Annotated in this window: 17 protein-coding genes, 1 tRNA gene, 1 pseudogene and 1 riboswitch; of the genes and pseudogenes, 4 read left to right on the top strand and 15 right to left on the bottom strand. The window is 50.4% G+C overall.

The window, feature by feature from the left end; genetic code table 11:
- Positions 1-356 precede the first annotated feature (356 nt).
- The 4 genes and pseudogenes from FRY98_RS20885 to FRY98_RS29510 form a co-directional block, all read right to left on the bottom strand.
- The gene (locus FRY98_RS20885) at positions 357-1,007 is read right to left on the bottom strand and encodes a class I SAM-dependent methyltransferase (RefSeq protein WP_148455572.1); all 651 of its coding nucleotides are present in this window, start codon (positions 1,005-1,007) and stop codon (positions 357-359) included.
- Positions 1,008-1,019: 12 nt separating this feature from the next.
- Positions 1,020-3,287: a heavy metal translocating P-type ATPase gene (locus FRY98_RS20880; RefSeq protein WP_148455570.1), complete on the bottom strand. Its 2,268-nt coding sequence runs from the start codon at positions 3,285-3,287 to the stop codon at positions 1,020-1,022.
- A 204-nt stretch (positions 3,288-3,491) separates the two neighbouring features.
- Complete coding sequence (locus FRY98_RS20875; protein WP_249043485.1) at positions 3,492-4,100, bottom strand: hypothetical protein; 609 nt, start codon at positions 4,098-4,100, stop codon at positions 3,492-3,494.
- A gap of 180 nt (positions 4,101-4,280) precedes the next feature.
- Positions 4,281-4,349 (bottom strand): annotated as a pseudogene (locus FRY98_RS29510) (zinc-ribbon domain-containing protein); the annotation flags it as partial.
- 182 nt (positions 4,350-4,531) lie between these two features.
- On the opposite strand from FRY98_RS29510, the gene FRY98_RS20870 reads away from it, so the two are divergent.
- Together FRY98_RS20870 and FRY98_RS20865 are read left to right on the top strand one after the other, a co-directional pair.
- Positions 4,532-4,981: a hypothetical protein gene (locus FRY98_RS20870; protein WP_148455566.1), complete on the top strand. Its 450-nt coding sequence runs from the start codon at positions 4,532-4,534 to the stop codon at positions 4,979-4,981.
- 164 nt (positions 4,982-5,145) lie between these two features.
- Entirely contained in the window at positions 5,146-5,631 is a 486-nt protein-coding gene (locus FRY98_RS20865; protein ID WP_246565575.1) for a phosphatase PAP2 family protein, read from the top strand.
- A gap of 107 nt (positions 5,632-5,738) precedes the next feature.
- Here FRY98_RS20865 and FRY98_RS20860 read toward each other — a convergent pair whose 3' ends face one another.
- The 11 genes from FRY98_RS20860 to FRY98_RS20810 all read right to left on the bottom strand — a co-directional run bounded on the left by FRY98_RS20860 (position 5,739) and on the right by FRY98_RS20810 (position 15,683).
- The gene (locus tag FRY98_RS20860) at positions 5,739-6,158 is read right to left on the bottom strand and encodes an OsmC family protein (RefSeq protein ID WP_148455562.1); all 420 of its coding nucleotides are present in this window, start codon (positions 6,156-6,158) and stop codon (positions 5,739-5,741) included.
- 23 nt (positions 6,159-6,181) lie between these two features.
- Positions 6,182-7,150: an ABC transporter ATP-binding protein gene (locus FRY98_RS20855; protein WP_148455560.1), complete on the bottom strand. Its 969-nt coding sequence runs from the start codon at positions 7,148-7,150 to the stop codon at positions 6,182-6,184.
- Entirely contained in the window at positions 7,134-8,123 is a 990-nt protein-coding gene (locus FRY98_RS20850; protein ID WP_148455557.1) for an ABC transporter ATP-binding protein, read from the bottom strand. Before FRY98_RS20850 ends, FRY98_RS20855 begins: the two co-directional genes overlap by 17 nt.
- Positions 8,124-8,190: 67 nt before the next feature.
- Positions 8,191-9,804 carry an ABC transporter substrate-binding protein gene (locus tag FRY98_RS20845; protein ID WP_148455555.1) on the bottom strand — a complete coding sequence of 538 codons (1,614 nt, stop codon included), beginning with the start codon at positions 9,802-9,804 and terminating at the stop codon, positions 8,191-8,193.
- Positions 9,805-9,826: 22 nt separating this feature from the next.
- A complete protein-coding gene (locus FRY98_RS20840; RefSeq protein ID WP_249043484.1) occupies positions 9,827-10,663 on the bottom strand; it encodes an ABC transporter permease in 837 nt (278 codons plus the stop codon).
- A 37-nt stretch (positions 10,664-10,700) separates the two neighbouring features.
- Positions 10,701-11,711, bottom strand: a complete 1,011-nt coding sequence (locus tag FRY98_RS20835; RefSeq protein ID WP_148455551.1) for an ABC transporter permease — start codon at positions 11,709-11,711, stop codon at positions 10,701-10,703.
- 36 nt (positions 11,712-11,747) lie between these two features.
- Positions 11,748-12,329 carry a TetR/AcrR family transcriptional regulator gene (locus tag FRY98_RS20830; protein ID WP_148455943.1) on the bottom strand — a complete coding sequence of 194 codons (582 nt, stop codon included), beginning with the start codon at positions 12,327-12,329 and terminating at the stop codon, positions 11,748-11,750.
- 241 nt (positions 12,330-12,570) lie between these two features.
- On the bottom strand, positions 12,571-13,314 hold the full coding sequence (locus tag FRY98_RS20825; protein WP_148455549.1) for a polysaccharide deacetylase family protein: 744 nt from the start codon (positions 13,312-13,314) through the stop codon (positions 12,571-12,573).
- 26 nt (positions 13,315-13,340) lie between these two features.
- Positions 13,341-14,828: an oligosaccharide flippase family protein gene (locus FRY98_RS20820; protein WP_148455547.1), complete on the bottom strand. Its 1,488-nt coding sequence runs from the start codon at positions 14,826-14,828 to the stop codon at positions 13,341-13,343.
- 363 nt (positions 14,829-15,191) lie between these two features.
- Positions 15,192-15,263, bottom strand: a tRNA-Thr gene (locus FRY98_RS20815).
- A gap of 111 nt (positions 15,264-15,374) precedes the next feature.
- Positions 15,375-15,683, bottom strand: coding sequence for an MTH1187 family thiamine-binding protein (locus FRY98_RS20810; protein WP_148455545.1), 309 nt, complete (start codon positions 15,681-15,683; stop codon positions 15,375-15,377).
- 542 nt (positions 15,684-16,225) lie between these two features.
- Positions 16,226-16,469: riboswitch (cobalamin riboswitch) on the top strand.
- Positions 16,470-16,640: 171 nt separating this feature from the next.
- On the opposite strand from FRY98_RS20810, the gene FRY98_RS20805 reads away from it, so the two are divergent.
- Complete coding sequence (locus tag FRY98_RS20805; RefSeq protein WP_148455543.1) at positions 16,641-18,632, top strand: anaerobic ribonucleoside triphosphate reductase; 1,992 nt, start codon at positions 16,641-16,643, stop codon at positions 18,630-18,632.
- Positions 18,629-19,159 (top strand): anaerobic ribonucleoside-triphosphate reductase activating protein, encoded by a 531-nt coding sequence (nrdG, locus tag FRY98_RS20800; protein WP_148455541.1) that lies wholly within the window; start codon positions 18,629-18,631, stop codon positions 19,157-19,159. The genes FRY98_RS20805 and nrdG overlap by 4 nt, the downstream gene beginning before the upstream one ends.
- Positions 19,160-19,194 lie beyond the last annotated feature (35 nt).

Below are 19,194 nucleotides of genomic sequence, written 5' to 3'. Positions count from 1 at the left end.
GGGGACAATTGTGGATACAAGGTCCCACCGCCGGAGTCTACACCATTAACGGGAAAAGCTCCTGTTAATGTGTACCGCTCTTGGCTCTCCGATCGGATTTAACTGGAAAAGCTCCATCTATTTTGCGGCCCTATTGCTGATATACACCATTTCAGGCGAATTAGCGGGAGGTTTTCCAGCTAATTCGCCTCTGTAGCCGCATACGCATCAAATTAGCGGGAAGAATTCCCTTTAATTCGAACCAAACCATAAGTTGGCCTATATAGATTCGATTCAAGGCGTTGTTCAAAAACAAGGACTGCTCCGCGGTGCATGCGGAACAGTCCTTGTTAATTTAGCGCTAAGCTTTGCGCACTTCAATCCGGATCAAAACGGAGTTCTGCCGAAGCCCGCCGCTGGAGCACGATTTTGCGATACATTTCTCCAAACATGGCGGGGCTGTCTTCCTGAATCAATAACTCTCCAAGATGAGGTTTAAGTATAGCCTGATAATCCCGGCCGATATCGGTGCCCAATACGGCGATAAGCGGCCGCAGCAACCGCATGGGCAGCGACATTTTGCTCTCCCCGGGCTTGAATTTGTCGAATACGACGATCCTCCCCTGTTCCTTCGTAACGCGAACGAGCTCCAGCATACATTTGTGCTCATCGGGCACAACAGACAGAATCAGGCTTGCGATCACCAAATCAAAGGATTGGTCGGCAAAACGCAGGTCCTGCGCATCCATCTCCATAAAGCGGATATTCTCGTTCCCGCTTGCCTTGGATTTCGCTTTAGCGAGCATCACCGGCGAGATGTCGACGGCGGTTACTTCAAGCTCCTTTCCGCAGAAAAAGCGAAGGTCCGCGCCCGTTCCCACCCCAACCAGCAGCACGCGTTGGCCCGGCTTCGGAGCTAGATCGGCGAACGCTCTTTTTCTCGCCCGGGCGAAAGGGCCCGCGTCGAACAAAGCATCATAGAAAGGGGACAACGCCCGATAAATCAACTTATTCCAGCGATTGTTCACTTACCGCATCCCCTATTCCAAATTGGGCTTGATTTTCATTACGCGCATGGCATTGAGAACGGCCAGCAATGTCACGCCCACGTCCGAGAACACCGCTTCCCACATCGTGGCGATCCCGAAAGCGCCCAAGAGCAGGAAGACCGCTTTGACCAGCAGGGCGAAAATAATGTTTTGCCATACGATCCGCCGGGTGCTCTTCGCGATATGAATCGCGGAGCTCAATTTGGAAGGCTCGTCGGTCATGATGACGATATCGGCGGCTTCAATCGCCGCGTCGGATCCGAGCCCGCCCATAGCCACGCCGACATCGGCTCTGGCTAGAACCGGAGTGTCATTGATCCCGTCGCCGACGAACGCGATTTTTTCCTTTTTCGATTTCCGGCGGTCGATCTTTTCCAGCTCCTCCACCTTGTGCTGCGGCAGCAGTTCGGCCTTGACCTCGTCCACACCCAGCTTTTTGCCGATATGTTCCCCGACCGCTTGGATGTCGCCCGTCAGCATGACGATTTCCTTCACACCCAATCGTTTCAAGGAACGAATCGCATCCGCCGCGTCTTCTTTGACCTCATCGGCGATGACCAGATAGCCGGCATACTGTTTGTCGACCGCGACGTGCACGATGGTCCCCAGCTCCGTTGGCGCGGCGAATTCGATATTCTCCCGTTCCATCAGCTTGGCGTTCCCCGCAAGGACTTCTCTGCCCTCGAACACGACCTGGATGCCGTGCCCCGGAACTTCGTTATAATCCGCAAGCAGCGCTTCATTCAATTCCTGTCCGTAAGCCTCCCGGATCGACTGGGCGATCGGATGCGTGGAGTGCATCTCGGCAAAAGCGGCCTGACGCAGCAGCTCCTGCTCGGTCCATCCGTTTTGCGGATAAGTTCCGGCGACTTGAAACGCGCCTTTGGTCAGCGTTCCCGTTTTGTCAAAGACGACATATTTGACGTCATTCAGCGCTTCCAGGTAATTGCCGCCTTTGACCAGCACACCGTTCCTGGAAGAGGCTCCGATGCCGCCGAAGAAGCCGAGCGGAATCGAAACGACCAGGGCGCAAGGGCAGGAAATGACCAGAAAGACCAGCGCCCGGTAGACCCAATCCGAAAAAGTCGCGCCGCTGACGACCAGCGGAGGCAGAACGGCCAGCAAAACGGCGACGATGACGACAAAAGGCGTATAATAACGGGCGAACTTCGTGATGAAGTTTTCCGTCGGCGCTTTTTTGCCGCTGGCGTTCTCGACCAGATCGAGAATTTTGGCTACGGTCGACTCGCCGAACTCCTTGGTCACCTCGACCGTCAGAACCCCGTTTTTGTTGATGAATCCGCTCAGCACGTCGTCGCCCGCCGCCACTTCGCGCGGTACGGATTCACCGGTCAACGCGGAGGTGTCCATGGCCGATCCGCCCTCGATCACTTTGCCGTCCAGCGGGACCTTTTCGCCCGGTCGTACGACGATCCGATCTCCGACCCGCACTTCCTCCGGGTTCACGCGCTTGATCTCGTCCCCGGATTTCAAGTTGGCGAAATCGGGTCTGATATCCATCAGCGCGCCGATCGATTTGCGCGACCGGTTGACGGCGATGCTCTGGAACAGTTCTCCGACCTGGTAGAACAGCATGACGGCAACGCCTTCGGGGTACTCCCCGATCACAAAGGCGCCGATGGTCGCGATCGACATCAGGAAGTATTCGTCGAACACCTGGCCTCTGACGATATTTTTCAGCGCCTTGAGTACGATATCCCCGCCTACCACAAGATAAGAAACAAGGTACAGAAGCAATTCCAGCTCCCGGCCCAGAGACAACCCTAATGCCGCCGCCCCGATGACAAGGCCGGCAGCCAGGCGAAGTACCATGGTTTTTACGCCCTGTGCGCCATGATCGTGGGAATGGCCGTGCCCGTCAACCGAAGCTCCGTCACCGTGTTCATGATCATGGTCATGGTCATGAGCGTGGCCGTGGTGATGAGCGTGGTCATGGACTTGACCCGGTTCGGCGGACTTCCGGTTCCGCCCCCCGCTCGCTGGCGTCCCTGGCGCCCCCTGCTCCAGCACTTTGACGTCAGGCTCCAATGCGCGGATCTTTTTCCTGGCCAAATCCACAATCTCCTCGGACCGCTCCATGGCCATCTCCATCGTTAGCGTCTTGTTTACGAAATTCACCGAACAAGCGGACACGCCGTCAATCTTCTTGACGCCGTTCTCAATTTTCATCGCGCAATTGGCGCAATCCAGACCTTCCAGCAAAAATTTACGTTTGGCCGTACCCGCAGCCGTCTCCATCTTCTATCCCATCCTTCCGAGAAAAACGGATAACATATGAATGATTGATCATATATAAATTATTTCACTTTTATGGCCCGCTGTCAATGATTTCGAATTCTACGAAACCCATTCCCAAGCCCATTTTGAATCCATCCGCATCCTATACAAAAAACAATGCCAGCTCCGGTGGTTCTCCGATAGGCTGGCATCATTTCTTAATCTTTATTCGATTTGGAAGTTCCCCTCTGCGACAAGTTTGTCCTGTATAAAAATCCTCAGTATATATTTTCCAAACCCTATATCATCAACACAGCCCGGCTTTAGGTCAAGAAATGCCCCCTCCCAGGTAGGATCAACCTCTACGTCGAAACTATGTATAAGGTTCTCATTATCTTCTTGATCCAGCAACGTGATCCTAACTGAAGATGCCTTGAGCGATCCTACGGATTTGTTGAAACCGATTGTAATCGGTTGATCCAAGGTAAATTCATGGGTTTCCCCCGCAATAGAACCATCCGCGTTGAGTCCGGTACCGAAAACAATTTCGGTGGCCGAATTAAAGGTCTGATATAGTGACCATGAAATAAAAAAGGTGAAAACGACGGTTAGGGCAATCGATACTTTCCGATAGTACTCTCCTTTATTAAGGACATTCTCATTTGATTTCTCATTCGCAATAAGGCGCTTCTCAAAAGAATAAAATAAATATGAAATAACGAAGTTGACTACGATGCATACTTTGAACGGGATTTCAAATATTCCGTATGCACAGATCAAAGCAACTAAGCCTATAATACCGGACAATAACGTCCAACCCCATACTTTCGTCAAGCCCCGCCTTTTAAGGTTTATGCTTGTGAATATCGCCGGCAAAAGGGGCGAGAAGAGCAGTCCCGAAAACAATATAGGACCGGGTTTGAATAGATTGTCTCTTCTCGGCTGAGAATCGGTGCTTACCGGGGTGTGAGTCACTTTCTCGAATTGTTCATTATGTGAGCTAACACCTAAGGAGTTTCCACAGTTGGTACAAAATCTTGCTCCCGCATTATTTCGGGTTCCACAGTTAGGACAATAGGCCATATTCTTCCCCCATAAAATAGTTCTTCAGTCATTTCATTATATCAAACTTACTTTCTCCTGAATTATATAATTTTCCAGTTAAGAAACTTAATCCGACCAGCGCCAGTGCCTTCCCCTGCATCCCGCTGACGATTGTGCTAAACTATTAAAATCATTAATTTTATTTTTGGGGGCTAACCGGCATGTCACAAAACAAGTGTAAGCACAGCCTGACTTTCCTTATTTGTATCTCTTTATTTGTTATTTTTTCCGGTTGCGGGACTTCTAAGGACGATCTTTCAGGACATTGGAAAGTAACGGACACGAAGATGAACACTAGCTATGATATCTACCTTACTGGGGATTCCTTCACGCAAGTCTTTAATGGGGTCGAGACCACATTTAGTTATAAGATCGTGAACAACGGGAAAGAAAACTTAAGGATGGAATTGAACAACGAAGACGGAAATATTACTTATTTGGATCTGGCTTATAAAAATAAAGATCGAACCGTGATCGAGGCAAGTACCGATCTCAAAGAGGGTAAATATAGCGAGAAGCTTACTGAAGCCATCGCCAACATGGAATCCTTAGGCATGGATACCGTATCTAAGGCTAACTGGAATTACATCGACGATAAACAGAAACCATAAGGACCGGCCATCATATGCTCAAAATAAAACCTTTCTTCCCCATAGCTGTACTCATCGTCTGCATTCTCGGCTTTGGTTGGACAGCCCTAAATATCCGAGGGGATCAAATTCGCGATTTTGATAGAATCATAACCGCTTCGGTTCAGGGATGGGAAACGCCGTCATTGACCATCGTTATGAAGCTATTTACAACCATCGGCGGAGGGCTGCCGCTGATTCTCTTGATGATCACGGTCATGGTCATTTTGCATACGTTCTTGGGGCACCGGAAGGAGCTGATTTTTCTGGCCGTTGTGATGCTCGGTTCAACCCTGATCAATTGGGGCCTCAAAACGCTGTTCCACCGTGTGCGGCCCGACATTCACCGGTTGATCGAAGTTGCGGGCTACAGTTTTCCGAGCGGGCATTCCATGGCCGCATTCAGTTTCTACGGAGCCCTTGCTTATCTGATTTGGAGCCATATCCCCTCTTTATTAGGCCGTTCGTCGGTCATAATACTAAGTTCGCTGTTTATATTCGCTATCGGAACCAGCCGCATTTATTTGGGAGTGCATTACCCGAGTGACGTCATCGGCGGTTATTTCGTCAGCGGTTGCTGGTTGATTCTAACCATCATGTTGTATGACAAATATATGGGCCGGAGAGCCTGACGGAACGCAGCAAAAAAGCGCGATTTCCTAATTTCGGAAACCGCGCTGTGCTTTGTCCTGCCCGAGCGTAATGTGTTTGCGGCCGCCGGTGCGACAGCGGCATATCGTTATTTAAACACTTCCACGCCGTTCAGAATGAGTCTATGCGTGATGGTCGCACTCAGTGAATCCGATACGGAACAATATTTCGCCGTCCCAAGTTCGATGGCCTTCCAAATTCGGTAATCGGGAATATCGCCATCCACTTTAAAAATGAGCTCGATCGCGGTAAATCCTTTGGGCGGCTCTTCCTTGCGCACTCCGTTCGTTACAATCTCTATTTTATTGATCGAGGACAAAAAGTTCTCCAGAATCATGGTTACGTCCATACCGATACAACCCGCCAAGCTTGCCAATAACACCTCCACGGGCGAAGCGCCGTTGCCTTCTCCTCCCCATTGCGGAGTTGCATCCATGTTTACTACGTAGCCGGAAGGACCCGCTGCTTGAAAAAACTTCTTACCTTGCCATGTTGTCGTTACTTGCATGTTTTTAGCCCACTTTCTTTGTTTTATTTATGATATAAATGACAAGCCGTATACCGATTGGCCGATACTTCCAGCCATTCCGGCTGAACGCTCCCGCACTCCGGCATGGCATGGGGACAACGGGTATGGAATACGCAGCCTGAAGGCGGTTTACGCGGACTCGGCACCTCCCCGGACAGAACGATCCGCTCTCTTCGCTTGTCCATATCCGGCTCCGGAATAGCCGAAATGAGCGCCTTCGTATAGGGATGGAGCGGGTTCGTGAACAGTTCCTCCGAGGGGCCAATCTCCATCATTTTCCCCAAATACATAACCCCGACTTGATCGCTAATATAGCGCACAACCGACAAGTCATGGGAAATGAACAGATAGGTAAGGGACAGGCGGCTTTGCAGATCCTCCAGCAGGGTCAGAACCTGAGCTTGGATAGACACATCCAACGCCGACACCGGCTCATCAAACACGATAAATTTAGGCTCGAGAATCAGCGCCCGGGCGATCCCTACTCTTTGCCGCTGCCCGCCCGACAGTTCATGCGGATATCGCGAGGCATGTTTTGCCGTCAGCCCTACCACTTCGAGAATATCATTCACTTTCTTTAGAAGTTCTTCTTGCGGCAGTTTGTAATGGGTACGCAGCGGCTCTTCCAAAATCCGGCGAACGGTCCACTTCGGATCAAGGGAACCGAACGGGTCCTGAAATACCATTTGCATGTCGGTCTTTAGCTTTCTCATCGGCTCCGTTCCCAGTTCCGTAATGTCCGTCCCGTCGAACAGGATGCTCCCGGAAGTAGGTTCGATTAATCGAAGTACGGTTTTGCCCAAGGTGGTTTTCCCCGAACCCGATTCCCCCACGACCGCGAATGTTTCCCCTTTCTTAACCGAAAACGAGACGCCGTCGAGGGATTTGGCAACGCCGGTGACCCGGCCGAACAGCCCCGTTTTTACGGGATAATGCTTCTTTAACTCTTTGATTTCAAGAATGGGCAGCATCCGTATCCCTCCTATAGAGATGGCACTTGCATTTATGCTTGCCGCCAAAATCGTACAGAGCCGGCTCCACGCTCTCGCACAAATCCATTCTGGAAGGGCAGCGCTGGGCAAACCGGCACCCCGGCAAAAATTCCGAAGGATGAGGAACCTGTCCGGCTATCGCTTCCAGGCGTGTTTTTTCTCCCGAAAATTGCGGCATTGAATTCAAGAGGCCGACCGTATAAGGATGCTTGGGCTCCTTAAATATCGTCCGCACGTCCCCCTGTTCCACGATTTGACCGGCATACATCACCGCCACCCGGTCACACATTTCAGCCACGACTCCCAGGTCATGGGTAATAAAAATAATCGCGGTTCCCCGCTCCTTCTGCAGCTTCTTCATCAGCTCGAGAATTTGCGCCTGAATCGTCACGTCCAAGGCCGTCGTAGGTTCATCCGCAATCAGAATATCCGGGTTGGACGCCATCGCCATCGCAATCAGTACGCGCTGCCGCATCCCTCCCGATAGCTGGTGCGGATAGGCCTCCATAATTTGCTCCGGCGCGGAAATGCCGACTTCGCCGAGCAGAGCGATCGCTTCCCGATGCGCCTCTCTTTTACTCTTCTTCGAGTGCTGTCGGATCGATTCTCGAACTTGACGGCCGATCTTAAAGACCGGGTTCAAGGCCGTCATCGGCTCTTGAAAGATCGTGGAGATGTGATTGCCGCGCACCTTTTGCATTTCGGACTCCGACATGTTCAGCAGACTCTTTCCACGGTAACGAATATCTCCCTCGGCTACCTTGGCCAAACCCTCGGGAAGAAGTCGCATAATGGATAACGAGGTCACGCTCTTTCCGCTGCCGGACTCTCCGACAATGCCAAGCGTTTCCCCGGCCTCAAGCTCCAGGCTAACACCGCCCACTACCCGAATCGGGCACGAACCATTGGCGAAATCGATAGACAGCTGATCTATTTCCAAGAGCTTTGTCATAGCGGCCTCCCCCGATGAATTAAAGTAGGTAAGACCCCCTGCCCTTCGGCTCGGGGGTCCCTTCTTCTTATTTGTACAATGAGCTGAAACGGATAATTTCATCCGGGTAGAAGATGTACCCGTTTACGCCCTTGCTGATTCCGACAATCAGATTGCTTTCATAGAGATAAGCCCAAGGGGAATCCGCCGTCACCTGTTTCTGTACTTGTTTGTACAGCTCCGACCGCTTCGCATCATCCGGCTCGACATTCGCCTGCGCCAACAGGTCATCAACGATTTTGCTATTGTAACCCGTGTAGTTGGAAGCACCTTTACTATCCAGCAGGAATCCATAATGATAGGATGGGTCATTTACCAGTGAAGTATATTTGCCGAGAAAAGCCGCCGCTTTTTTATTGTTGATCAGTTCGCGGTATTGCGCCGGAGCTACTTTGTTAATGTTCAGGGTTACTCCGATTTTCTCAAGCTCGGCTTTAAGCAAGACCGCGATATCTTCATAATCCTGGGTGGAGGAGTTTACCGTCAGATCAAAGGTAAATCCGTTCTCATAGCCCGCTTCTTTCATCAACGCTTTAGCTTTTTCCGGGTTGTATTCATATTCATTTCCCTCGGCGGTAAAATCCGGAGATTTGCTGGAAATCGAGCTTTTCAGTGGAGATGCTTGCCCGAAGGCAACATCCTGGATCAACTTGTTTTGATCGATAACATAGTTGATGGCTTGTCTCACCTTCAACTGATCGAACGGCTTGAAATTCGCGTTCATGCCAAGATACACGATCCGGTTGGACGATTCCGAGCTGATCGTGATGTTGTCTTTCTTCGACAGGCTCTCTACGTCTTTTGCCGGGATATCGAGCGCCACATCGACCTCTCCTTTTTCAAGGAACATTTCGCGGTTCGATGCTTCCGCTACATATTTAACGATAACTTTGTCAACCTTAGGGGCACCATTCCAGTAGTCTTTGTTGGCTACAAATACGGCTTCTGTGGCGGGATCCCATTTTTCAAGTTTAAAAGCTCCGGAACCCGCGGAATGCTGCGTTAAGTAATCCTCCGGCTGGTCTTTGGCCACGGATGGATCGACGATGGAGAACGTAAAGGTTGCCAGATACTTCAGGAACAAATGGTTGGGAGCGCCCAGCTTGAATTCTACAGTTTTGTCGTCGATTTTCGTAACCGACTGAATATTCGACAGCTTATAAAGGCTTCCGCCTTCACCTTTGGTTTTTACCCGCTCAAACGAGTACACGACGGCATCGGCATTGACGGGGTTGCCGCTTTGGAACTTGGCACCGTCCCGGAGGGTGAACGTATACGTCGTCAAATCATCGGAAACTTTCCAGGATTCAGCCAGCGAAGGAACGACTTTATCGGTCCGTCCCACGGTTTTGCCATCGACTTCTTCCGTTGCGCTGGTCACAAGCGTGTCATACAGAGCGAAGGCATAGGAAGCTGAAGTCAAGTCGGCCGCTTCATGCGGGTCCATCGTTTGACCGGCTCCTTGCGAATAAGCGATCGTAATGGTTTTCCCGGCCGCGGAATCAGCCCCCGTGGAGTTCTCGGCCTTTGTCGCCGTATTATTCCCCGCAGCTCCCTTGGGATTGGAGCTTTGCGCGCAGCCCGATGCGAGCGCCAATACCAGCAAAGCCGAAATAAGGATAAACAAGTTGCTTTTTTTCATGTCTTCCACCCCTGGTCTATAGTTATGAATTTTGTTTAGAGGACTGGCCATGCGGATCAAGAACGTCACGCAATCCATCTCCAAGCAATATGAATCCGAAAATGGTTGTAGCAATAGCAGCGCCCGGGAACACCGTCATCCACCACTCGCCCGAAATAATATAATCGCGGCCATAGGAGATCATAGCCCCCCATTCTGCCGTCGGAGGCTTCACCCCCAGACCGAGAAAGCTGAGGCTTGAGGTGATCAAAACGGCCGATCCCAAGCCCAGCGTAATCTGCACAACAACCGGAGCCAATGCGTTCGGTAAAATATGCTGAAAAATAATCGAGGAATGTCGAACGCCGAGCGCCCGGCTGGCTTCAATAAATTCCTTCTCTTTAATCACTACAGTCTGGCCGTACATCAAGCGGGCGAATTCCGGGATCGCCACGATCCCCACCGCCAGCAGCGCGCCGAACAAACCGGGACCGATCGACGCCGCGAGCGCCATAGCCAATATCAGCGATGGAAAAGCGAGCAGAATATCCATCAACCTCATGATGAAATTTCCGATTTTTCCACCAAAATAACCTGCGATCGCACCAAGCGGAATCCCGACGATACAAGCGATTCCGATCGCTACCATCCCTGTCCAAAGCGTGACTCTCGCTCCGTACAAAATCCGGCTGAAAATATCTCTGCCGAAATTATCCGTCCCGAACCAATGCACCATATTCGGGGTTTGCAGTTTGTCCTCCGTCCGTATTTCGTCGGGGCCAAACGGCGCAATCCACGGAGCTAATATCGCCAATATCACCCATGCGAGAACCAGGATTAAACCGACTAATAACAGTTTTTTTGCCGCGATTCTCCCCATGAAACTTGCCCATGATGGTCTTGTTGATTTTGTTGATCTATTCATATCTCACCCGGGGATCAAGCACCCCATATAGCAATTCGACAATAAGATTAATGAATCCGTACAATATGGCGCTGATCAGTGTCATCGCCTGAATGGGGGCATAGTCGGCCGAAAGAATCGACTCCGTCACATAGTTCCCGATCCCCGGCCATACAAAGATCGTCTCCGTAATTACGGCTCCGCCAAGCAGTGCGCCAAATTGCAATCCGATTACCGTCAGCGAAGGGATTAGCGAATTTATCAGCCCATGTTTATAGATAACCGCTCCATGGGATAATCCCTTTGCTTTGGCCGTCCTCATGAAATCCTGCCGTATGACCTCCAGCATGCTCGCCCGCACCATTTTTGTAACGATCGCCATCGTCCCCATGCTCAAGCAGATCGCGGGCAGAATTAAATGATGCAGCGAACTTTTGAGTGCGATCATGTCCCAGCTTAGTAGGCTATCCAGCACATACAAGCCCGTGATATGGGTCGGCGGATTAATCCCGCCGCTAATACGTCCCATCGGGGCGGGCAGCCATCCAAGTTTGGAGTAGAATAGCGTAATAAGCAGCAATCCCAGCCAAAAAATAGGAACCGATGAGCCGATAAAGGAAAGCACCCGGGCTATATGATCAAAAATCGAATTTTGCCGGGAAGCCGCCGCAATGCCGAGAGGAATCGCTACGATCAAAGCTACAAACATGCTCGCCAGGGTAAGCTCCAAGGTGGCCGGAAACCGTGAGACAAAATCGGATGCAACCGAGTGTCCGGTATGCCAGGCAAACCCCAAATCTCCCCGGAGCAACTGCTTGATATAATCCCACAGCTGGATATACAGCGGTTGATTGAAGCCATACTCTTCCCTAACTTTGTCCACAAACTCCGGCAGCGCTTGTTCCCCTGTAATCATCAGGGCCGGATCCCCCGGTAAAATTCTTGTCAAGATGAACGTGATCATGACGATTCCCGCAATACTTGGAATCATCATGGCTATACGTCTAAGCGCGTATTTCAGCAACTCACATCATCCTCCTTCTCATGCTGTCTGAACCTGTCATATCCCAAGCAATCCGAAAAATTCGAAATGAACGGCTTCCGCCGCCAATTCATCCACGGTAAGTTCAGCCAGATTGGATTCTGCGGGACTAGGACCAAACAGCCATCTCGCAATAATGCCCTCAATCAGGCTCATCAGCAGCGCCGCCCGTATATGTATATCCGTTGACTTCGGCAGCATCCCCAGTTCAACGGCGCGTTCAATATTTCGCCTGAAGGACTTCTCCATTTCAATGCGGGTTTCTCGAAACGCATTTCGGATGGCTTCCTCTTCTCCATTGCCCGTGAGCAGTAGTTCCATGAAATACCGGTGCTCCTGAGCGAATCTAAAAATATCGGCCAGCAAGCGCCCGGACCCCTGAACCATTTCCTGCACAGAGCCGGCTTCCGTACGATAACCTCTCTGGATGACGGTAAGTAAAGCTTCTCTGCCGGACTCAATAATTTCGAGAGCTATAGCTTCTTTGCTCTTGAAATACCAGTAAAATGTGCCCTGCGCAACGCCCGCGTCATTGACGATGTCAGAAATTTTCGTATTCTGATAACCGTATTTTGCAAATCTCTCAACTGCGATTTCCATCAATTGAGATTTTCTCGCGTCCCGTAGTCTAGACTGGTTTAAGTTAGCGATGGAAATCATCCCCTCCAGATTGACTGGTCAGTCAGTTCGTTTCATATCTTATAGGTTTAGTAGGGATATGTCAATGGATAATTTCCTTTCAATCCCACTGTCATACTCTGTTTTATAAGTTAAAACACCTTAGAAATCCCATCAAAGAAAAAGAGATGAGCAAAGCGCTCATCTCCTGCCTCGTACGAACTTATTTGCCAACCTGCCGTGCTCCATCCGAATTAATCAGTTCTGTTACGGTAACTACTCTGAAACCCCTTTTGGTTAATTCGGGTAAAATCTTTTTTAATGCTTGAACCGTATGCGAATGTCCGTGAACTTGATCATGCATTAACACAATATCGCCGTTTCTTGCATTCTTTAGTACTTTGTTGGCAATTGCATTTACGCCCGGTTTGCTCCAATCACGCGTATCTTGATGCCATGACCATAATACAGGCATTAATCCTAATTTTTTGGCCGCTAAAATGACATTATCATTGTAAATTCCTCCGGGTGGCCGAAACAAAGTGCTTTTAAATCCGGTTATTTTCATGATTTCAGTTTCAGTTTGATGAAGCTCTTGTATTACCTCGCTTAATAAGCTTGATTTTTTAAAGTAAACATGGTTATACGTATGATTTGCCAATTCATGACCTTCAGCCACAACCCTTTTGGCAACGTCGGGATACTCGACCACCCTTTTTCCAATCACAAAAAATGTGCATTTTGCATTATATTTTTTTAACTCATCCAAAATTTCAATGGTCTCTTCAGGGTCGGGTCCATCATCAAAAGTTAAAGCGATCAATTTTTGATCCGTCTTGACTTCCCATATAATATCCTTTCTCTCCTCATAATATTGACGATTTTTCTTGATCGGCTCACTGGAAACCGCCCCTGAACCAATAAACAAAGAGGCACTGAAGAACAACAAGATTAAACGATTTTTCATAGGGTCACCTTCTAGATTTTTTCTGTTTAGAACATGTAGCTCATTTTACTCACTTCCTTACACCGCAAAACAAAATAAATCCCGGTTAAAGAGAAGAAGAAAATACCATTCATAACAAAATCCATTAAACTGGATAATGTACTGGACTTCGTTTCAGCCAAAAAAGTACCGATTCCGCCAATGACCAGGAGATCCAGAAACGCCGAAGGGATCGTCTTGATGATATTCATTTTGTTTCTAAACACCGCTAAGTTCCAAAGCAACGAAACCACTTCCATAGTCAATACGCCCGCAGCCGCTCCAATGTAGGCATACCCCGGTATGGCAATGACAAAATAATGAATAATTGTTGAAATGGATATGCCTATGGCCAGTCCAGTAAATGGAGTCTTTTTAATATCCTGAGCCCAAAGTATACTGGTGGATACTTCTCGAAAACCGACAATAATAGGAACAACGGATAAATATTTGATTAATTCACTAGGTTTATCTGTATCAAATATGTACACGGATAATTCTTCGGCATAAACGAATAAAAACGAAGTTGAAATTAAACCCCATAGCCAGCTTAATTTCATGGTTATACGCAGCAGTTCTTTAAATTTGTTACCTTCCTTTCGCTGCCACACGGAAGCGATTCTCATGGTTAATGTATAGCTAAGCGCTTCGGTAATAAGCGTTGGGGTGTATACGATGGTGAGGGCCATGCCCGTGATAATGCCAAAAATGGATGTAGCTTCTGCAGAACTGTATCCCGAAGCCATTAATCTGTTAGGGATGATGATTGCATCCAAAAATTCAGAGGCAGGGATTAACAACCGGGTAATGGATATCAAGAACGATGTCTGAACTAACCACTTTACAGGAAAAGAATCTTTTTTTGGGTGCTCGCTTGAAGAGTTCAAGTTATTTTGAGCGATATAAATCGTTACAACTAGTAAGGAGAAAATCATGCTCAAAAAAGTAGCGTACAAACCCTTTCCCAGGGCATTCCCTATTCCGGATGGCAGACAATAATACACAATCAGCAGCATGAAAAAAATTCGAACAGCCTGCTCAATGACTTCCGAGGCGGCTATAATGCCAAACTGTTCGAGTCCCTGCAGATATCCCCGCAGCAACCCCAGCAATGGTGCGATCACAATGGCCAAAGCCATGCTTTTCAATAAACCGCTTAAATCCGAATTCCCAAGCAGCTTGGCGAGCCATGTCGATTCCATAAAAACAATCAGACTGACCACACTGCCTAGAACGATAAAACCAAATAATAAAATTTTTAGGAGCTGCCACCCCTGGCCCGGCTTTTTTGCGGTAATGATCGCCAGAGCGGTAGGCACTCCCCCAAAAAGCATAATTACAAACCCATAAAACGAGTAGGCCATTTGATACAGGCCGATTCCTTCCGCACCAACCATCCTGGCTAAAATGACTCGTCCGACTAAACCGAGTAATTTTACGAAAGCCATCGCGCCAGCTCTTATTGCAGATTGCATCAATAAATGAGGCTTTTCCATGTTCCCCCCGGAATAAAAACGTCATACCTCATTCTTATTACTTTTCAAATTAAGTTATGCTGACAAGCGTGGAGCCTAGTCCCTAATGTGAATAAGTACATATTTGGTTTAACGATCCCCACTATAATTCCACTGTTCGTCGCCAAGTACTAATAATTGGGGTTGTACCTGCGGTTATTTCCCGCTTCCCAGGCTATACCCGCGTAGAAGGTATGTTGTCCAATTTCGAGAACACTATACTGGATACCGGCATTACCCTCAAGGAGGACGAACTCCGACGGAAGGCATCAAAATAATTTCCCGCGCAAAAAAACGCGCCCCCCGAAAACCTCGGAAGACGCGCTGTGTTTGTGTTATGAAAGATGCTGGTGAAGGGAATTGAACCCCCGACCTACGCATTACGAGTGCGTTGCTCTACCCCTGAGCTACACCAGCGGAATCACTTTTATGAAGTGAAACAAAAATTATTATACTCGGTTTTCAAAATATTGCAAGGGTCAATTTTCGGCAAATACGCGCCTCCAATTGCAGCCCGGTCGCCGCGGGTCAGGATGGGCCGAGTTTATCCTGCACGGACCGGAGCTTCTGCTCGGAGGAGCTCTCTTTGTCCCGGCGGTCGTCGATTTTGACCGAGGTGGAGACGCGCTGTGCTCCGGATTGAAACGGAGCCTCATGGATTGCGCGAATCGCCGCAAAAATTCGATCCAGCGGCCCCTCGATGATCGTGCTCATCGAAGTCAGGGTGTATTGGATTCCTTCCTGCTTCGCTAGAACCTGTTGCAGTTCGGCAACATAAGAACTCAGACTGGTGGAACCTGTACCGATCGGAATAACCGTCACTTCCGCGATCGCCATGTGATCTCCTCCTGTTTTTCCGCTAACCGGATTTTCATTCATTGTAGCAAGTTCGGGGCGTGGAATTCAATCCGCCAAGGACAAAAGGTTACGTTTGCCGGGCGTAAATGAGCAGTTTGGCCGGCTCATAGAACGTCAACGGATTCTAACGGAAACTATAGCGGCTATTTCGGCCAAAACAGCCCATTTATATTTTTAACGGACGCAATAGCAGCTATTTCGTTAAATCCGGGGCCTCCGAGGCTATATTTTCGAAAATAGCAGCTATCATTTCCGTTAAATCTCTGAGCGAGCGATATTATGCAAAATAGCGGCTATTATTTCCGTTACGCACGTTACGCTCAGTTTCCCCTCTCAACCTAGCAAACGCTTACCTCTAGTCCGCCACAATCTTGCCTCAAAATCTACTATATTTTTTTCGTCGCCGAGTCCCCGCATCCTGTTTGCTTTCGACTGTTTTTCAGCTGTTTTTCAACCTTGAATCTAGTTATCCGCCCGTTTACAAACACAATATATTGGGTTATGATGTTACAACAACAACCAAATATAGTGTACAGACGGGTGAACCGGCACAAGAACGATGCCGGGGCTTAATAGGGAAGTGCGGTGCAAATCCGCTGCGGTCCCGCCACTGTAACCGGAAGCTTTTATAGAGTGAGATCCCACCGGATCTCGCTCCCCATAAGCCAGCAACCTCCGGCATTAGGCCACTGCGAACGCTATCGTCCGCGGGAAGGCGCCGGAAGGTCCGGAAGCCAGGAGACCTGCCCGTCTGGATGGCACCCGATAACCCTGCGAGGTACAGGCCAAGGTGTCCGCTTGCCGCCATACATAGAAGTCATTCCGGCGCGCCGCATAGGCGACGTGCTGTTTTCAGAGCGCATCCGGGCATTTTCGACCTCCTGGGGTTGGGAATGCTTTTTTATTTCCAGTTGTGAATCGGAAGGAGATCATATCATGGCACTGCTCAACCATTTCACTACAAATACCGATAACGCCAAGGAAGGCATGCTCGAGGAAGTCATCAAGCTGGGCGAAGAAATCGTGGCCAGCTCCAATTTGGAAGTCCTGCGCGAAAACGCCAATTTGAACGGGGAAAGCTTCTCGGGCAAAATGAGCAAATTCGGCAGCGAGTACGCCAAATGGTACGCCAACCACTTCGTTATGCCTCCGCGGCTCGTTCAAGCGATTCAAGATAATGTGGTCTATGTGCATGACCTCGACCAATACGCCATCGGAACGACGAACTGCATTTTTATCCCGTTCGCCAAACTGCTCCGTGAAGGCTTCAATACCGGCAACGGCAGCGTCAGACCGCCGAACTCGATCATGACCGCGATGGCGCTCGTCGCGATTATTTTCCAGTCGCAGCAAAACAGCCAATACGGCGGCGTCTCCGCCAACATGCTCGACTTTGACCTGGCCCCTTACGTGGCCAAGTCCTTCGCCAAATACTTCCGCAAAGGGCTGGAATATATGGAGGAAGGCGATCCGGCCGCCGATCTCGGCGGTGAAGTGACCATGAGCCGCGACGATCTCCGGGAGCGGTTTCCGAGAGCTTTCAAATACGCCTTAAAAGAAACCGAAAGCGAAACGCTCCAGGGCGCGGAAAGCCTGATTCACAATCTCAACACGATGTCGAGCCGCGCGGGCGGACAAATCCCGTTCACCAGCATCAACTACGGGACCTGCACATCGCCGGAAGGCCAACTCGTTATCCGCTCGCTGCTGACCGCGACGATGCGGGGACTCGGCAGCGGGGAGACTCCGATTTTTCCGATTCAAATCTTCAAGTGCAAACAGGGTGTCAACCAGAATCCGGGCGAACCGAATTACGAGCTGTTCCTGATGGCGGCCGAATGCTCGGCCAAGCGGCTCTATCCGAACTTCGCCAATCTGGACGCGCCGCTGAACCTGGTACATTACGATCCGCAGAATCCGGATACCGAATTCGCCACCATGGGCTGCCGCACGCGCGTGCTGAGCGACCGGTTCGGCCGGAACCGCCTGTCCGGCAAAGGCAATCTTTCCTTTAATACGCTCAATCTCGTCAAGCTCGGACTGGAGCACGGCATCGCGCTGGGCCGGCGGAAGGAAGCCGATGAGCGCGGGTTCTACCGGGAACTGGACCACTATATGGATATCGCCCTCGAGGGCCTGCTGCACCGCTTCCAAATCCAGTCGGCCCAGAAGGCCAAAGCCTCGGATTTCATGATGCGCGAAGGCGTATGGGAAGGCGGCGAACAGCTCGGCCCGGATGACGCGGTCGGCGACCTGCTGAAGCACGGCAGCCTTTCCATCGGTTTCATCGGACTTGCGGAATGCATGAAGGCGATGTACGGCAAGCACCATGGCGAGGATGAAGCGGTCTACAAAAAAGCTTACGATTTGATCGCCTATATGCGCGACTACTGCGACCGGATGAGCGAAGTCCACAACTTGAACATCACCCTGTTCGCCACGCCGGCGGAGGGGCTGTCCGGGAAGTTCACGAAGCGCGACCGCGCTTTTTACGGCACCGTACCGGGCGTCGTGGAGCGCGAATACTATACGAACTCGTTCCACATTCCGGTGTACTACAAACTGAGCGCCGCCAAAAAAATAGAGCTCGAAGCGCCGTTCCACGGCCTCTGCAACGCCGGGGCGATCTCTTATATCGAATTGAACGGCAACGCCCGCAGCAATCCGGCGGCGTTCCTGAAGATCGTGCAATACGCGCTCTCGCAGCAGGTCAGCTACTTCAGCATCAACCATCCGATCGACCGCTGCTCGGCTTGCGGGTTCGAGGGGATTATCGGCGCGAACTGCCCTTCCTGCGGCAGTCACGAGAACGATGTCCACATCCGCCGCCTGCGCCGCGTCACAGGATATCTGACCGGCGATTTTCAAACCCGCTTCAACGCGGCCAAACAGGCGGAGGTCCGGGACCGGGTCAAGCACGACGCATGAATATTTGCGGCTACTACCCGGAATCCATCAATGAGGGCGAAGGCCTGCGCGCCGCCATCTTTATCAGCGGGTGCCGCCATTACTGCAAAGGCTGCTTCAGCGCGGCCACCTGGAATTTCAATTACGGCGAGCCGCTGACGCCCGAACGGGAGGCGGAGATCATCGCCGATATTGCGAACAACCCGCTGCTGAGCGGAGTAAGCCTGCTGGGCGGCGATCCGTTCTTCTCCGCGGCGGAAGTCGGGGCGTTTATCGACCGGCTCCGCGCCGCGGCCGGAACCGTGCCGATTTGGATTTACAGCGGCTATACCTATGAAGAATTGACCGCGCCGGAGCACGCGGAGACCGGGTCGCCCGAATACCGCCTGCTCGAACGGTGCCAAGTGTTGGTAGACGGGCGCTTTGTCGAGGAACTGCGCGACCCCTCCCTGCTCTACCGGGGCAGCTCCAACCAGAGGCTGATCGACATTCCGAAGAGCCTCTCTTCCGGAGAAGCGGTGCTTTGGGAGCCAACTTTCTCTTTCTAGCTTATGAAGTTTCTAGTATAATTTATGGTCTGTGA

It is taken from the genome of Paenibacillus faecis, from assembly GCF_008084145.1.
GTDB lineage: Bacteria > Bacillota > Bacilli > Paenibacillales > Paenibacillaceae > Fontibacillus > Fontibacillus faecis.
Note: the sequence above shows the minus strand (reverse complement) of the source record. Positions and strands in the feature narration are given on the sequence as shown.

Coding starts and splice junctions, on each gene's coding strand:
- FRY98_RS20810 (WP_148455545.1), bottom strand. CDS start 15,683: ATGGCGATCGCGGAAGTGACGGTTATTCCGATCGGTACAGGTTCCACC.
- FRY98_RS20825 (WP_148455549.1), bottom strand. CDS start 13,314: ATGAAAAATCGTTTAATCTTGTTGTTCTTCAGTGCCTCTTTGTTTATT.
- FRY98_RS20805 (WP_148455543.1), top strand. CDS start 16,641: ATGGCACTGCTCAACCATTTCACTACAAATACCGATAACGCCAAGGAA.
- FRY98_RS20850 (WP_148455557.1), bottom strand. CDS start 8,123: ATGACAAAGCTCTTGGAAATAGATCAGCTGTCTATCGATTTCGCCAAT.
- FRY98_RS20860 (WP_148455562.1), bottom strand. CDS start 6,158: ATGCAAGTAACGACAACATGGCAAGGTAAGAAGTTTTTTCAAGCAGCG.
- FRY98_RS20840 (WP_249043484.1), bottom strand. CDS start 10,663: ATGGGGAGAATCGCGGCAAAAAAACTGTTATTAGTCGGTTTAATCCTG.
- FRY98_RS20880 (WP_148455570.1), bottom strand. CDS start 3,287: ATGGAGACGGCTGCGGGTACGGCCAAACGTAAATTTTTGCTGGAAGGT.
- FRY98_RS20820 (WP_148455547.1), bottom strand. CDS start 14,828: ATGGAAAAGCCTCATTTATTGATGCAATCTGCAATAAGAGCTGGCGCG.
- FRY98_RS20845 (WP_148455555.1), bottom strand. CDS start 9,804: ATGAAAAAAAGCAACTTGTTTATCCTTATTTCGGCTTTGCTGGTATTG.
- FRY98_RS20870 (WP_148455566.1), top strand. CDS start 4,532: ATGTCACAAAACAAGTGTAAGCACAGCCTGACTTTCCTTATTTGTATC.
- FRY98_RS20855 (WP_148455560.1), bottom strand. CDS start 7,150: ATGCTGCCCATTCTTGAAATCAAAGAGTTAAAGAAGCATTATCCCGTA.
- nrdG (WP_148455541.1), top strand. CDS start 18,629: ATGAATATTTGCGGCTACTACCCGGAATCCATCAATGAGGGCGAAGGC.
- FRY98_RS20830 (WP_148455943.1), bottom strand. CDS start 12,329: ATGGAAATCGCAGTTGAGAGATTTGCAAAATACGGTTATCAGAATACG.